The sequence below is a fragment of the Thermoanaerobaculia bacterium genome, assembly GCA_018057705.1.
In the GTDB taxonomy this organism is placed as follows: Bacteria; Acidobacteriota; Thermoanaerobaculia; order Multivoradales; family JAGPDF01; genus JAGPDF01.
Window position 1 is genome coordinate 1 of record JAGPDF010000008.1, and the last position, 14,055, is coordinate 14,055.

At 69.3% G+C, this 14,055-nt stretch carries 11 protein-coding genes; 5 read left to right on the forward strand and 6 right to left on the reverse strand.

Translation table 11 applies throughout. From position 1 onward, the window contains the following. Together KBI44_03975 and KBI44_03980 are read right to left on the reverse strand one after the other, a co-directional pair. Positions 1 to 713, reverse strand: a 713-nt coding sequence (locus tag KBI44_03975; GenBank protein ID MBP9143620.1) for a hypothetical protein, incomplete at its 3' end; no start/stop codon positions are given. Beyond that, positions 704 to 1,600: a thioredoxin family protein gene (locus KBI44_03980; protein ID MBP9143621.1), complete on the reverse strand. Its 897-nt coding sequence runs from the start codon at positions 1,598 to 1,600 to the stop codon at positions 704 to 706. The genes KBI44_03980 and KBI44_03975, both read right to left, overlap by 10 nt. A gap of 51 nt (positions 1,601 to 1,651) precedes the next feature. On the opposite strand from KBI44_03980, the gene KBI44_03985 reads away from it, so the two are divergent. The 4 genes from KBI44_03985 to KBI44_04000 all read left to right on the forward strand — a co-directional run bounded on the left by KBI44_03985 (position 1,652) and on the right by KBI44_04000 (position 6,733). Next, entirely contained in the window at positions 1,652 to 2,848 is a 1,197-nt protein-coding gene (locus KBI44_03985; GenBank protein MBP9143622.1) for a pyridoxal phosphate-dependent aminotransferase, read from the forward strand. A 54-nt stretch (positions 2,849 to 2,902) separates the two neighbouring features. Then, on the forward strand, positions 2,903 to 4,756 hold the full coding sequence (locus KBI44_03990; GenBank protein ID MBP9143623.1) for a M2 family metallopeptidase: 1,854 nt from the start codon (positions 2,903 to 2,905) through the stop codon (positions 4,754 to 4,756). A gap of 48 nt (positions 4,757 to 4,804) precedes the next feature. Then, a complete protein-coding gene (locus tag KBI44_03995; protein ID MBP9143624.1) occupies positions 4,805 to 5,920 on the forward strand; it encodes a site-2 protease family protein in 1,116 nt (371 codons plus the stop codon). A gap of 138 nt (positions 5,921 to 6,058) precedes the next feature. Continuing rightward, a complete protein-coding gene (locus KBI44_04000; protein MBP9143625.1) occupies positions 6,059 to 6,733 on the forward strand; it encodes a transposase in 675 nt (224 codons plus the stop codon). Between the two features lie 171 nt (positions 6,734 to 6,904). On the opposite strand, the gene KBI44_04005 is transcribed toward KBI44_04000, so the two are convergent. Genes KBI44_04005 through KBI44_04015 form a run of 3 tightly spaced genes read right to left on the reverse strand, consistent with a single transcriptional unit; the run spans position 6,905 to position 10,660 of the window. Further along, positions 6,905 to 7,489, reverse strand: coding sequence for a sigma-70 family RNA polymerase sigma factor (locus KBI44_04005; protein ID MBP9143626.1), 585 nt, complete (start codon positions 7,487 to 7,489; stop codon positions 6,905 to 6,907). Continuing rightward, positions 7,486 to 9,927 (reverse strand): serine/threonine protein kinase, encoded by a 2,442-nt coding sequence (locus tag KBI44_04010; protein ID MBP9143627.1) that lies wholly within the window; start codon positions 9,925 to 9,927, stop codon positions 7,486 to 7,488. The genes KBI44_04005 and KBI44_04010 overlap by 4 nt, the downstream gene beginning before the upstream one ends. Positions 9,928 to 9,973: 46 nt before the next feature. Next, positions 9,974 to 10,660 (reverse strand): SOS response-associated peptidase, encoded by a 687-nt coding sequence (locus tag KBI44_04015; protein ID MBP9143628.1) that lies wholly within the window; start codon positions 10,658 to 10,660, stop codon positions 9,974 to 9,976. Between the two features lie 242 nt (positions 10,661 to 10,902). On the opposite strand from KBI44_04015, the gene KBI44_04020 reads away from it, so the two are divergent. After that, on the forward strand, positions 10,903 to 13,179 hold the full coding sequence (locus KBI44_04020; protein MBP9143629.1) for a PD40 domain-containing protein: 2,277 nt from the start codon (positions 10,903 to 10,905) through the stop codon (positions 13,177 to 13,179). 7 nt (positions 13,180 to 13,186) lie between these two features. On the opposite strand, the gene KBI44_04025 is transcribed toward KBI44_04020, so the two are convergent. Beyond that, positions 13,187 to 13,930 (reverse strand): glycosyltransferase, encoded by a 744-nt coding sequence (locus tag KBI44_04025; GenBank protein ID MBP9143630.1) that lies wholly within the window; start codon positions 13,928 to 13,930, stop codon positions 13,187 to 13,189. Between the last annotated feature and the right edge of the window lie 125 nt (positions 13,931 to 14,055).

Consider the following 14,055-nt stretch of genomic DNA (forward strand, 5'->3'; position numbering starts at 1 on the left):
GCCGGGGCCGGGGTCGTGGGGTTCCTCGGGGGGGGCGGGGAGTCCCCTGCGCTCGCGGGGGGGGCGGCCGTCGCCGCATTCGCGGCGGTCCCGGGCGCTTTCGCCCCGGACGCCTCTGAAGAACGCGTGGCCGCCGGTTCAGCGAAGTACTCGGCAGCTGCCGCCACGCCGCCGGGCCCGATCTGCAGGTCGACCGGGACGGAGGTTTCCACCGGCGCCAGGCACTGGCGGTCGTCGCAGGCCTGGTAACGCAGGTGCAGGACGAGCCGCACCGGGCCAGCGGCGGCGGACTGCGGCACCGTCAGCCGCGCCAGGACGCGCTCGCGCCCCTCGAGCACGTCGAGCTCCTCCTCGGCGAAAGCGAACCTGTACTTGCGTGGTGCTGGATAGTCGATCTCGACCTCGACGGCCGGCCAGCCCGCGGGCGTCTCGACCGAGAGCGTCGTCGGAATCAGGTAGTCGTAAGTCGGCACGTGGGCCTGGAGGTGCCAGCCAGCGGCGATCTCCAGACGGGCCGCCACCCGGATCGGCTCTCCCGGCAGATAGGCCGTGCGGTCCGCGGCGCCCGACAGGACGACTTTTTCGAGCCGGGCCGGGCCGCCGTCGGCGGAGAACTGGGCGTGGCCTGTGCCGGCGCCCACCATCGCCGCCAGGGCGAAGAGAGCGAGCGGCGCGAACCCGCCGAGGTGCCTCGCCGTGCGCTTCAGGAGCACAGCGCCGTCGAGTCGGACTTCAGGGCCGAGTAGGCGCGCCGCGCGTCGGGCAGATAGGGGCTGCGCGGATGGCCGCGCTCGAAGGTGGCGAGGGCGAAGGCGGCGCCGGCGCAGTCGCGCTCGCCACCGGCGATGAAGACCAGCAGCAGGTCGACGCGCTCGACGATCCCCTGGGCACCTTGGGTCTGCTCCGACTTCGGCTGCGCGGCGAGTGCGTTGCGCAGCTCCGAGGCGGTCTTCTTCGCCTCGGCGAAGCGGCCGTCCATGCGGTAAGCGTCGGCGAGCTGCAGGCGTGTCCAGGCGAGCTCGTCGCCGGTGAGCTTGCCGTCCCGCACCAGGCGTTCGAAGAGGACGGCGGACCGGCCGCCGTCGCCCCGCGCATGGAGCTCGCGGGCGCGGCTCCGCCAGAGGAGCGGATCCGAGCTCGCGAGAGCGACATCGTAGGCCGCCAGGAAGGCGTCGTAGGTGGCGAGCTCGCCGTCGAGGCGGGCGATGAGTCGGTCGGTCTCGAGAAAGCCTTCGATCTTGCCGAGCAGGCTCTGCTTCGGATCGAGCAGCAGCAGGGTCGGCAGCGACCCGGCACGGAAGCGCCGCTGGAGCTCGCTTCCGGCGGCGCCGTCTTCGACGTCGACCCGCAGCAGCACGAAACGTTCGGCGTAGGTCTGGAACCGGGGCTGGGTGAAGACCTCACGTTCCATTGTCTTGCACCAGCCGCACCAGTCGGCGTAGAGATCGACGAGCACGGGCCTGCCGCTCTTCCTCGCCTCAGCGAACGCCTTCTCGGTGCTGTCGTGCCAGACGGAAGCGGCGCGGGCGGGGCCCGGCGAGACCATCGCCGCGAGGCCGCAGAGGACCAGGGCAGGGGCTGCGAAGAGCTGTCTTTTCATCGGGTTGGATGGCCTCTGTCGCGGTCAAAATGGCCCGCTGGCGATGATAACATGCAAGCCATGGACCTATCGGCCCGCGTGCGACGGATCGGCGAGTCGGCGACCCTCAGAGTCACCCGGCGTGCCATGCAGATGAAGGCACAGGGAATCGACGTCGTGGACTTCGGCGCTGGCGAGCCCGACTTCGCCTCGCCGGCGGTCGCGGTCGAAGCGGCACGCCAGGCGCTCGCCGACGGCTTCACCAAGTACACCCAGAACCAGGGGATTCCGGCCCTGCGGCAGGCACTCGCGAAGCGCTACGCGGCACGCTACGGCGCCCCCTGGACGGCCGACCAGACCCTCATCACGGTGGGCGGCAAGGGGGCGCTCTTCGAGGTCGCGCTGGCGCTCTTCGAAGCGGGGCAGGAGGTCGTCCTCCATACGCCGGCCTGGGTCAGCATCCCGGAGCAGATCCGCTTCGCCGGCGCCGCGGTCGTCGAGGTCCCGACCTCGGGCGACGACGGCTTCGCCGTCGATCCCGAGGCGATGCTCGCGGCGATCACCCCGCGCACCCGCGCCGTCATCGTCAACTCACCGTGCAATCCGACTGGTGGCCGGATCTCGCCCGAGGCGCTCACCGCGATCATCGAGGGCTGCGCCGCGCGCGGCGTGCTGGTGATCTCCGACGAGACCTACGAGCGCTTCGTCTACGACGGTGCGGTGCCGTTTTCGGCCGCCGCGCTCGCTGAGCGCTTTCCCGAGACCGTCGTGGTCGTCGGTTCGTTCTCGAAGACCTATGCCATGACCGGCTGGCGGCTCGGCTACCTGATGGGACCGCGGGAGCTCGTCGACGCGGCGGCGACGATCCAGAGCCACGCGACCTCGAACGCGACCTCGTTTGCCATGGTCGGTGCCCTCGCGGCGCTCGAGCACGCCGAGCCCGAGGTCGAGAAAATGATCGTCGAGTACGAGGCGCGCCGCGACCTGCTCATTCCGCACTTGAACGCCCTGCCCGGCTTCCACTGCCTCCCTCCGGCCGGCGCCTTCTACGCCTTCCCGGACGTCTCTGCCTGTTTCCGCACCGACGACGGCGGCGAGCCCGAGGGCTCGACCCGGTTCGCCGAGCGCCTGCTCGAAGAGGCCCACGTCGCGGTCGTGGCGGGGGCTGCCTTCGGCGGCGACAACTACATCCGGATCTCGTTCGCCTGTTCGCGCGAGACCCTCAAGAAGGGTTTCGCACGGATCCAGGAGTTCCTCGCCCGGGGCTAGAGGACCGGCCCGGGCGGCGCGGGTGCCGCAGAGGTCAGCGTCACCTTCACAGACATGGAGAAATCGATGCCCACATACAGACTGTCCTTTTTCCGCGCGGCCGCTCTCGGCCTTCTGCTGGCCCTCGTCGCCGTCGCCTCTCCCGTCACCGCTGGCGCCGAGGCGCCGGCCAAACCGACCGTGGCCGAGGCCGAGCAGTTCATGGCCGAGGCGGAGGCCCGTCTGCTGAAGCTCTACATCGCGCGCGACCGCGCCCAGTGGGTCGCCGCGACCTACATCACCGGCGACACCGAGACGCTCGCCGCCCAGGCCAACGAGCTGGTGATCGCTGCGGCGATGGAGCTGGCGCAGAAGGCGACGCGCTTCGCCGGCGTCAAGCTGCCGGCCGAGCTCGAGCGCAAGATGGGACTGCTCAAGTCGAGCCAGGTGCTGCCGGCGCCTTCCGACGCCGCGAAGCGCGAGGAGCTCACCCAGCTCGCCGCCGAGCTCGAAGGGATGTACGGCCGCGGCAAGTACTGCCCGCCGGCGAAGCCCGGCGAGTGCATGGACATCGGCCAGCTCTCGACCGTCCTCACCACCAGCCGCGACCCGAAAGAGCTCGAGACGGCCTGGGCTGGCTGGCATTCGATATCCCGGCCGATGCGCGGCAAATATCAGCGCTTCGTCGAGCTCGCGAACGAGGGCGCCAAAGAGCTCGGCTACGCCAACCTCGGCGAGCTCTGGCGCTCGAAGTACGACATGCAGCCCGACGCCTTCGCGGCCGAACTCGACCGGCTCTGGGGTCAGGTCAAGCCGCTCTACGATTCGCTGCATTGCTACGTGCGCGCGCGCCTCACCGCGACCTACGGCAAAGAGGTCGTGCCGCCGGGAGCGCCGATTCCGGCGCATCTGCTCGGCAACATGTGGGCCCAGCAGTGGGGGGGGATCTACGACCTCGTGAAGCCGGCGAACGCCGTGCTGCCGGGTTTCGACCTCACCACGCAGCTCAAGGCGAAGGGCGTCGACGAGCTCGGGATGGTGCGCTATGGCGAGGGCTTCTTCAGCTCGCTCGGCTTCGAGAAGCTGCCGGCGACCTTCTGGGAGCGCTCGATGTTCACCAAGCCGCGCGACCGCGACGTCGTCTGCCACGCCTCCGCCTGGGACATCGACCAGAAGGACGACCTGCGCATCAAGATGTGCATCGAGATCAACGAAGAGGACTTCTCGACCATCCATCACGAGCTCGGGCACAACTACTACCAGCGGGCTTACAACGGGAAGTCGACCCTCTTCCTCGACAGCGCCAACGACGGCTTCCACGAGGCCCTGGGCGACACCGTGGCGCTGTCGGTGACGCCGGCCTACTTGAAGTCCCTGGGTCTCATCGACAAGGAACCGCCGGCAGAGGCCGACATCGCTCTCCTGCTGCAGACGGCACTCGACAAAGTGGCTTTCCTGCCGTTCGGACTGACCATCGACAAGTGGCGCTGGGAGGTCTTCTCGGGCAAGATCCCGCCGGCGCAGTACAACCAGGCCTGGTGGGAGCTCAAGCGCAAGTATCAGGGCGTCGCCCCTCCAGCGGCGCGCAGCGAGGCCGACTTCGATCCCGGCGCGAAGTTCCATGTCCCCGGCAACACGCCCTACATGCGCTACTTCCTCGCCGACGTCCTGCAGTTCCAGTTCCACCGCGCGCTCTGCGAGACCGCCGGGCAGAAGGGACCGCTCCATCGCTGCTCGATCTACGACAGCAAGGCGGCGGGCGAGAAGCTGGGCGCGATGATGGAGATGGGCTCCTCCAGGCCCTGGCCCGAAGCGATGGCGGCCCTCACCGGCGAGCGCGCCATGGACGCCTCGGCGATCCTCGACTACTTCGCTCCGCTCCAGACCTGGCTCACCGAGCAGAACAAGGGCCAGGTCTGCGGTTGGTGACGGCCGAACGGTGGTTGAAGTGATGCCTCCGCCTGCGGAGACGAAGCGGTGAGCGAGAGTCGCGCCACCGGCGGGGCGTTCCGGGTCGGCACGGCGCTGGGCATTCCGATCCGGATCCATTTCACCTTCCTGTTGATCCTGGTCTGGTTCGGAATGGCCTCGGCCGCCTCCGGAGAGGGCTTCTTCTCCGGAGTGGTCTTCATTCTGCTGCTCTTCGGGTGCGTCGTGCTGCACGAGTTGGGACACGCCGCGATGGCGCGCCGTTTCGGTGTCGAGACCCGCGAGATCGTGCTCTATCCGATCGGCGGCGTGGCCCGGCTCGACCGGATTCCGTCGGGCAAGGCCGAACTGTTGATCGCCCTCGCCGGGCCGCTGGTGAATCTGGTCCTGGCGGGGATGCTCGTCGCCTGGCTGGTGGTGCAGCAGGTGCAGGTGTCGTTCTCCCCGGAGGACCTGCTGGCGGGTGGCGCGCCGGTCGTCTGGCAGCTCCTGACTGCGAACCTGACCCTCTTCTTCTTCAACCTGGTGCCGGCCTTCCCGATGGACGGCGGTCGGATCCTGCGGGCGATCCTGTCGATGTACGCCGGGCAGGAGAGAGCGACCCGCATCGCGGCCCGGGTGGGACAGGGCTTCGCTCTGCTGTTCGCGCTCTGGGCGATCGTGCCGCCGTTGAAGCCGGTCTTCCTGCTGATCGCCTTCTTCGTCTTCGTCGGCGCCGGGCAGGAGGCCGCCTACGAGCGCAGCCGGTCGGCGGTGGCGGGGCTCACCGCCCGCAACGCGATGATCACGCGCTACGAGACGATCGCGCCGCAGGAGTCTCTGGGTCGCGCAGCCGAGATGCTGCTTTCCTCCCACCAGCAGGACTTTCCGGTGGTCGATGCCTGGGGGAGAGTGGCGGGGCTCCTGCCGCGCGGCGCGTTGCTCGCGGCGCTCGCGACCCCCGGCGGCCGCGAACGCGCGGTGCTCGAAGTGATGGACCGCGAGCCCCAGACTGTTTCGGTCGACATGCCGCTCGAAGCGGTGCTGCGACATCTGCAGAGCCGCCCGCTGCAGCCGATCCTGGTCATCGGCCAGGAGGCCGGCGCCACGGGCCTCGTCGGCATGATCACCCTCGACAACCTCGGCGAGCTGATCCAGATCTCCCAGACCATGAAGCAGGCCTGACCCGACCCTCCCGAAAAACAGGGACAGGCACGGTTTTCGGAAAAGAGGGACAGGCACGGATTTCGAAACCCGTGCCTGTCCCTCTTTTTCTTCTTCTTTCTGCCAGATTGCGGCGGCCAGTTCCGTCCTTACCTGGTAATGCCACGAACAGCGCGAATCGTCGTCCCCGGCCTACCTCACCATGTTACCCATCGCGGCAACCGCAGGGGAGAGATCTTCTTCTCAGATGCGGATCGCGATGACTATCTCCGTCGTCTGGCCCGCGCCGGCCAGCGGCACGGGCTGGAGCTCTGGACCTACTGCCTCATGACCAATCACGTGCATCTCGTGGTGTGCCCGCACGGGCACGAATCCCTGGCGCGCACAATTAGGGAGGTCCATGGGAACTACGCCCGTGTCCTTCACCGCGCGAACGGCTGGGAGGGTCACCTCTGGGCCAACCGCTACTACTCTTCGCCGCTCGACTTGGCTCACCTCTGGGCCGCCGTGCGCTATGTCGAGCGCAATCCGGTCCGCGCTGGCCTGGTCGAGACTGCGGAGCGCTATCCCTGGTCAAGCGCCGCTGCGCACTGCGGTCTGGCCCCCGATGGTCCGCTCTCTCCCCAGCGGCCTTTTCCGGGAACCATCTCCAACTGGCAGTCTTGGCTCTCCGGCGATTGTGACGAGTCCGTAGACCGCTCGATCCGCTCGTGCACCGCCACGGGTCGGCCTACAGGGAGTCCCGAGTTCGTCGCTGAACTCGAGCAGATTCTCGGCCGCGATCTCAGTACTCGACCGCAAGGACGGCCGCGGAAGAGAGCCAGAAGCGATTGAAAGCAGCTGTTGACGGGGCTGGGGGCAACGCTTCGGAAGTCGTCCCCGTCCCCCTCCCGGAAACTCGTATGGAAACCCGTGCCTGTCCCTGTTTATCGAAACGCGTGCCTGTCCCTGTTTTTTGGTCCGGCGCTTCTGGATGGTGGACGCGGAAAGCCGACAGAGGCGGGGTCAGGCGTCGAGGGAAGGGCTCTCCTGAGGGCCGATCTCGGCGCGGAGCCAGGCGCGGGCGGCGAGCCAGTCGCGTTGCACGGTTTTGGTGGAGAGCGCGAGGGCTGCGGCGGTCTCTTCGAGCGACAGCCCGGCGAAGAAGCGGAGCTCGACGACCTGGTGGGCTCGCGGGCTCGCGGACCGGAGCGTTTCCAGCGCGGCGTCGAGCGCCACCAGTTCGGCGTCGGCCTCGGGCGCGGCAATACTCATGGAGAGCTCGTCCAGGGGCTCGACCGGCGCGCCGCCGCCGCGCTTCTCGGCGAGGCGCCGGCGCGCGGCGTCGACCAGCAGGCGCCGCATCGTCACTGCCGCGACTCCGAGAAAGGCTGCCCGGTCGCCGGGCGCGAGGCGGCGCGCTTCGAGCAGGCGCAGATAGGTCTCGTTGACGAGCGCAGTGGTCGAGAGGGTGTGGCCCGGGCGCTCGCCGCGCAGCAGGCGGCGCGCCACCCCGCGCAGCTCGTCGTAGAGCAGCGGCACCAGCTGGTCGAGCGCCGCTTCGTCCCCCTCGCCGAGGCGGCGCAGCCAGAGCGTGACCGCGCCGCTCATCGCGCCTCCGCGACTGCGGGCTTCGCTGGCGCTGACGCCCGCTTGCCGAGCCGGTCGAGACAGTCGTCGAGTGCCGTCTGCGCCTCGGCAGCCTCCTTCGCCCCTGCGGCTCCGGTGGCGCGGAACGCGGCGAGCGCCCAGCGCAGCTCGACTGCGGCGTCGGCCGGGCGTTCGGCGGCGAGCAGGAGCTTGCCGAGCTCGAGCCGGTCGGTCGCGAGGTAAGGGTGACCGGGGGGCAGCCGGCGCTCGTCGATCGCCAGGGAGGCGCGCAGGGCCTCCTCGGCGCCGCGCAGGTCGCCGCTGTCTTCGAGCGCCTTGGAGAGGCCATAGAGACCGGTGGCGACGCGCGGATGATCGGCGCCGAGGCTGGCCGTCCAGGCGCGGATCGCCTCCCGGAAGAGCGGGATCGCCTCGCTCTCGCGGCCGAGGTCGTCGAGCAGGTTGGCGAGATTGTTCTCGGAGTTGGCGACCGTCGGGTGGTCTTTCCCCAGCCGTCGCCGGCGCCCCTCGAGGACCTCCTGGAGATGGACCTCGGCCTCGGCGAGGTCTTCGGGTCGACCGCGCTTCATCAGAAACACTGCGAAGTTGTTGCGACTCTGGAGGGTTTCGAGATGGTCTTCGCCGAAGAGCTGACGTCGCAGTGCCAGGCCGCGGCGCTCCAGCTTTTCGGTCTCTCCGGCCTGGGCCGGATCGTCGCGCTCGACGAGCACGATCGCGAGGTTGTTGACGCTCTCGGCAACGTCGGCGTGAAGCTCCGGATAAAGCGCTTCGCGTAGCGCCAGCGCTTCGCGGAAGAGGGCTTCGGCTGCAGCGAGCTCTCCCTGATCCTGGAGTACCGTGGCGAGAGTGTTGGCGCTCTCGGCGACATCGGCGCGCCGGTCGCCGGGCAGCGCCCGCCGGAGATCCAGGGACTCCTCCGCCAGCGCGCGTGCGCGGTCGAGCCGGCCGAGGTTGCCGTGCAGTCGGGCGAGCCGCGAGAGCAGCGCTGCCTTGAGCTCCGTCCGGTCGACGAGCTCGCGGCGCACGGAGGCTTCGCTCCGATCGAGAAATTCTCCCAGGGTCGTGGTGTCGCGCAGAGCCCCGTCGTCGGCGTAGGGGTCGGCGCCGAAGAGGTCGATCAGGAAGGTCGAGAGCTCGCGCGCCTTGTCGCGCTCGGCGCGCGCCGTGTCGCGTTCGCGCGCGACCAGCGCCGATTGCCGCACGGCGAAGAGGGCAAAGACGGCGAGCAGGAGACCGATCGCCGCTCCGGCGCCGACGGCGACGCGATGCCGGCCGGCGAACTTGCGCAGCCGGTAGGCGGCGCTCTCGGGCCGGGCACGGATCGGCCGTCCAGCGCGAAAGAGCGCGACATCCTCGGCGAGGCGCTCCACGGAGGCGTAGCGGCGCTCGGGCTCCTTGCGCAGTGCTGTGGAGACGATGGTGTCGAGGTCGCCGCGCAACGCGCGGGCGAGGGCGCCGGGGCTCGAATGCCGGGCGGCAGCGGCCGACGCGTCGCCTTCAGCCGCGACCGTCTCGCTCGGCCGGCGGGGTTCGATGGTCCGGACGGCGCGCTCGAGCCCGGTCAGCGAACCTTCGTGCTCGTGGAATGGCCGACTGCCGGTCAGCAGCTCGAAGAGCAGCAGGCCGAGCGCGTAGACATCGGTCGCTGTCGTGACCGGCTCGCCGGCGAGCTGCTCGGGGCTGGCGTACTCGGGCGTCGCGAGGAGCTGTGCCGTGCGGGTCTCTCCGGCTCCGCCGAGGCCGGCCGCTTCGGGGTCGAGGAGCTTGGCGATTCCGAAGTCGAGCAGCCGTACCTCGCCGCTTTCGGTCAGCAGGATGTTGGACGGCTTCAGATCGCGATGGACGACGAGGTGGACATGGGCGTAGTGCACCGCCTCGCAGACCTGCTCGAACAGGCCCAGGCGCTGGTCGAGACCGAGTCGCCTCTCGTCGGCGGCGACGGTGAGCGGTCGGCCGTCGACATATTCGAGGGCAAGGTAGGGGATGCCGGCCTCGTCGATGCCGCCGTCGAAGAGCTGGGCGATGCCGCGGTGGGAGAGGCGGGCGAGAGCTTCGCGCTCGATCCCGAAGCGGCGCCGGAGCTCGCTGCCCTCGAGCCCCCGACGAATCCGTTTCAGCGCGACCTGGCGGCGAAAGCCGGGCTCGTCGCGCTCGGCGAGCCAGACCTCGCCCATGCCGCCCTCGCCGAGCAGACGCCCGAGGCGGTAGGGCCCGATCCACCGCGGCACGGGTGCGGGGTCGCCGGCGACCCGCTCCTCGAGCGCCAGCGGCCGGCCCGCGTGGTGCGCCTGAAGCATGCGTTCGAGCTCGCGCAGGAGATCTGCGCCGAGCTCGCGGGCGAGCACCGGGTCCGCAAGGCGCGCCCGCTGGTCGGCGTCGTTGGCCTCGACCAGGTCGCCGAAGAGCTCGGAGAGGCGCGCCCACTGCTCGGTGTTCATGAGCGGCGGAGTCTAGCAAGGCCACGCTGCGGCGGGCCTGCTCCGCTTACATCTGGACGGGTTCGATGAGGTCCGGTCCTTCGTTGGCCGGGCTGTTGACGCGCCTGCTGACCGGGAGAGCCTCCATCTGTGCCGCCGGGTAGGAAATCAAGAGCTCGGTAAAGGGAGTGCCCGGCGGGGCGTCGTCGAGCCAGCGCCTCCAGGTGGTCGCCGGGAGAATCACCGGCATACGGTCGTGGACGGTGGCGGTGAGCTCGTTCGGGGTCGTGGTGAGAATGGCGCAGGTTTCCAGGGTCGCGCCGCCCTCCGGATTCTTCCACTGCGACCAGAGTCCGGCGAAGGCAAACGTCTGCGCACCTTTCATGCGCAGCAACCAGGGCTGTTTCCCTTTGCCGAGCTTCTGCCATTCGTAGAAACCGTCGGCCGGGATGAGACATCGGCGGCGCTTCATGGCGTCGCGGAAGGAGGGCTTTTCGGCGGCGGTTTCGGCGCGGGCATTGATGAGCTGGTTGCCGATCTTGGGGTCTTTGGCCCAATGAGGGACAAGACCCCACTGCACGAGCGCGAGCTCCCGCGCCCCGCCGGCCGGCTGGCGGACGATCGGCACCGCCTGCGTCGGCGAGATGTTGTAGCGCGGCACGATGGCTTCGAGGAGTTCCTCCGGCGGTGGGGTGGTCTCGAAGACCTGCGCCAGCACCTCGCCGGGGGTGGTCAGGACGTAGCGGCCGCACATCCGCCAGACGATATGAGAAAAGAGGGACAGGCACGAGTTTTGGAAAAGAGGGACAGGCACGAGTTTTCGCGAAGGGCGCGAGAACCCGTGCCTGTCCCTCTTTTCGTGTCCCTCTTTTCGAGGGGGATGTGGCACAGGCGGGCGTGTTTCAGCGTTCTTCCTGGTGTGCAGGAGTCCATTGGCCGGCCTCCCTCCGGATCCGAGAATCCTGCTTCGATCTGTACCCTCTGGAGGACGCTTCAATGCGCAAGTCGATCTTCGCCCTGCTCTTCCTCTGCGGCAGCATCGTGGAGGCGCAGCGCCTCCATCCGATCCTCTTCGTCACCCAGACGCCGATTCCGTACGACTTCACGGCCATCGGCTCGGTCTTCGGCAACCATCGCGCCGACCTGCAGAGTACCGGGCGCGGCGGCGACCTCTATGTGCTCTACCCGAACGGCACGCTGAAGAACCTCACCCAGCTCGGCGGCTACGGCGTGGCGAGCGGATTCCAGGGGGCGACCTCGATCGCGGTGCGCGAACCGGCGGTGCACTGGAACGGCACCAAGGCGGTCTTTTCGATGGTCATCGGCGCGCCGATCCAGCAGTACGCCTGGGGGACCTATTACTGGCAGCTCTACGAGGTGACCGGGCTCGGGACCGGAGATCCGGTGACGATCACCAAAGTGCCGAACCAGCCGCTTCTCGCCAACAACGTCAGCCCGGTCTACGCGCCGGACGGGCGGATCCTGTTCACCTCGGACCGGCCGCGCGACGGCCGCGCCCACCTCTACCCGCAGCTCGACGAGTACGAGGAGGCGCCGGTCGTCACGGGACTCTGGAGCCTCGACGCGGCGACCGGCGACCTGAAGCTCCTCGATCACGCGCCTTCCGGGGACTTCAAGCCGACGGTCGACAGCTTCGGCCGCGTCGTCTTCACTCGCTGGGACCACCTGCAGCGCGACCAGCAGGCCGACAGCGACTACTACGATGTCGTCGCCGGCAATCCGCCGACCTACGGCACGTTCAACTGGTCGAGCGAACGTTCCGACGCGGTCGCGCTCGCCACCCGGGACGAGCAGTTCCCGGAGCCCCGCGCCGGCCGCGTCGACCTGCTGCAGCCGCATGAGGAAGGGCACAGCTTCAACCACTTCTTCCCCTGGATGGTGAATCCGGACGGGACCGGCCTCGAGACGCTGAACCACATCGGCCGCCACGAGCTGCATACCTACTTCAACCGGTCCTTCAACAACGACGGCAATCTCGACGAGTTCATCTGCGGCGACAACGCCTGCGATCGCTTCAACGACCGCGAGATCTTCAACATGCTAGAGATCCGCGAGAGCGCGATGGTTCCCGGGCTCTACTACGCGATCGATGCGCCCGAGTTCTACACCCACGCCGCCGGCATGCTCTTCTCCCTGAACGGCGCACCGACCGACCATGCGAGCGAGATGGGAGTGACCTGGATCTCCCACCCCGACACCGCGGGCTTCACCGCGAGCCCCGGACCCTGCCATTCGGGGTTCTACCGCAACCCGCTGCCGCTCACGACGACGACGGGCCCGGGGACGCTGATCGCCGTGCACGCCGGGGAACGAAGCGCCGGCGTGCCCGAGACCCGGCAGGCCGCGAACGACGGTTCGACTGCCGCTCCGGTGGCGCGCTACAAGTTCCGGCTGCGCAATCTGGTGGCGGCGACGGCGCCCTGCGCCGGCTACCAGAAGTACGGAGCAACCCTCACGCCGGGGATCACCAAGACGCTCTGGTACTGGGACCCCGATACGATGGTCACCTACACCAACGTCACCCTGTGGGAGCTCGACCCGGTCGAGGTGCGGCCGCGCACGCCGCCCATCCCGGCAGTGCCGCCGCTCGAGACGCCGGAAGCGTCGGTGTTCAGCGACGAGCAGGTCGATGTCGCCGACTTCCGCGAGTTCCTCGAGAGTCGCGACCTCGCCCTGATCGTGAGCCGCGACGTCACGACTCGCGACCGCGCCGATCGCCAGCAGCCGTTCAACCTCCGCGTGCCCGGTGGCACCGCCCAGACGACCGGCGCCGGTGGAGCGATCTATGACGTGACGCACATGCAGCTGTTCCAGGCCGACCTGATCCGGGGCACGGGTGGCACGGCGAGTCCGCGTCCCGGGCGCCGGGTCCTGGCGCAGCGCATGCACGACCCGCGGGCGTTGAATCCCCCCCTGCCGCAGGGAGCGCCGGCCGCGAGCGTCGAGCTCGGCGACGATGGCTCCATGGCGGCGCTCGTGCCGGCCGAGCGCGCCCTCACCTGGCATCTGACCAACGGCACGGGATCGCCCGTGGTGCGCGAGCGCTACTGGCTGACCTTCCAGCCGGGTGAAATCCGTGTCTGCACCTCCTGCCACGGCCTCAACACGCTCGATCAGAGCGACCCGGGGAGCGCCGCGCCGCAGAACCCGCCGGAGGCACTGCGGACCCTGCTGCAGTGGTGGAAGGGCCTGATCTTTGCCGCCCACTTCGAGGACGGCAACACCTCGGAGTGGTCGAGCGCCGCGCCGTAACTCGCGCTCAGCGCTCCGGGTGGTACCAGTACTCGCGCGCGAAATCGGCCACCGAGCCGGGATCGCGCAACAGCCTCCAGCCCACCGCCGGCATGCGGGTGAAGAAGTGCCAGTCGCCCCAGCGGTCGAACTTGCGCGTCGACACGATGGTGCGCGCACCCCAGGGGCGGGCGAGCCGCCGGCCGGTCGACTTGCCGTGGCGGCGCAGCGCGAGGAGAAAGGCGACGTCCTCAGCGTAGAGCAGGCTCTCGTCGTAGCCGCCGATGGCTTCGAAATCGGCGCGCCGGGTGTAGACGACCCCGACGTCGAAACCGGTCGCGAGGGCGAGCGGTGCAAACAGCACGAAGGTCGCGACCAGACCGGGCGACCAGCGCTCGAAGTGGCCGCCGGTCGCCCCGGCGACGATGCGGCCCGAGGCCACCGCGGCGTCGAGAGCGAGAAAGGTCCGCGGGTGGATCCGTCCATCGGCATCGGTGAAGGCGACGATCTCGCCGCGCGCCGCGGCGGCCCCGCCGTTCCGGGCGGCGGCGATCGACCGCTTCTCGACCCGGGCGACCCGGCAGCCGCGCTGCAGTGCGATCTCCGCCGTCTCGTCGGTCGACGCGTTGTCGGCGACGATGACCTCGACCGTTCCGCCGTACGCCGCCCGCGCGGTATCGACGCTGTCGAGCAGTCGGGGGAGGAGTTCCGCCTCGTTGTAGGCCGGAATGATCAGGCTGATGCGCGGTGTTTCCACCTCGAGGGGCTGCACGGCATCAGTGTAGCGCTGTGGCGAGCTCCCCCGGGACGCCGGTGGCGGGGCACTCCGGCACTCGGGAATCCAGGGCGGGCTCCTATTTGAAGCGTGGTCGCCCACCCTGGATTCCCGAGCGCCGG

Excerpts from the sequence above, each read along its gene's own strand:
- KBI44_03990 (MBP9143623.1), top strand. The coding sequence starts at position 2,903 with ATGGAGAAATCGATGCCCACATACAGACTGTCCTTTTTCCGCGCGGCC.
- KBI44_03985 (MBP9143622.1), top strand. The coding sequence starts at position 1,652 with ATGCAAGCCATGGACCTATCGGCCCGCGTGCGACGGATCGGCGAGTCG.
- KBI44_04020 (MBP9143629.1), top strand. The coding sequence starts at position 10,903 with ATGCGCAAGTCGATCTTCGCCCTGCTCTTCCTCTGCGGCAGCATCGTG.
- KBI44_04015 (MBP9143628.1), bottom strand. The coding sequence starts at position 10,660 with ATGTGCGGCCGCTACGTCCTGACCACCCCCGGCGAGGTGCTGGCGCAG.
- KBI44_04000 (MBP9143625.1), top strand. The coding sequence starts at position 6,059 with ATGCCACGAACAGCGCGAATCGTCGTCCCCGGCCTACCTCACCATGTT.
- KBI44_04010 (MBP9143627.1), bottom strand. The coding sequence starts at position 9,927 with ATGAACACCGAGCAGTGGGCGCGCCTCTCCGAGCTCTTCGGCGACCTG.
- KBI44_03980 (MBP9143621.1), bottom strand. The coding sequence starts at position 1,600 with ATGAAAAGACAGCTCTTCGCAGCCCCTGCCCTGGTCCTCTGCGGCCTC.
- KBI44_04005 (MBP9143626.1), bottom strand. The coding sequence starts at position 7,489 with ATGAGCGGCGCGGTCACGCTCTGGCTGCGCCGCCTCGGCGAGGGGGAC.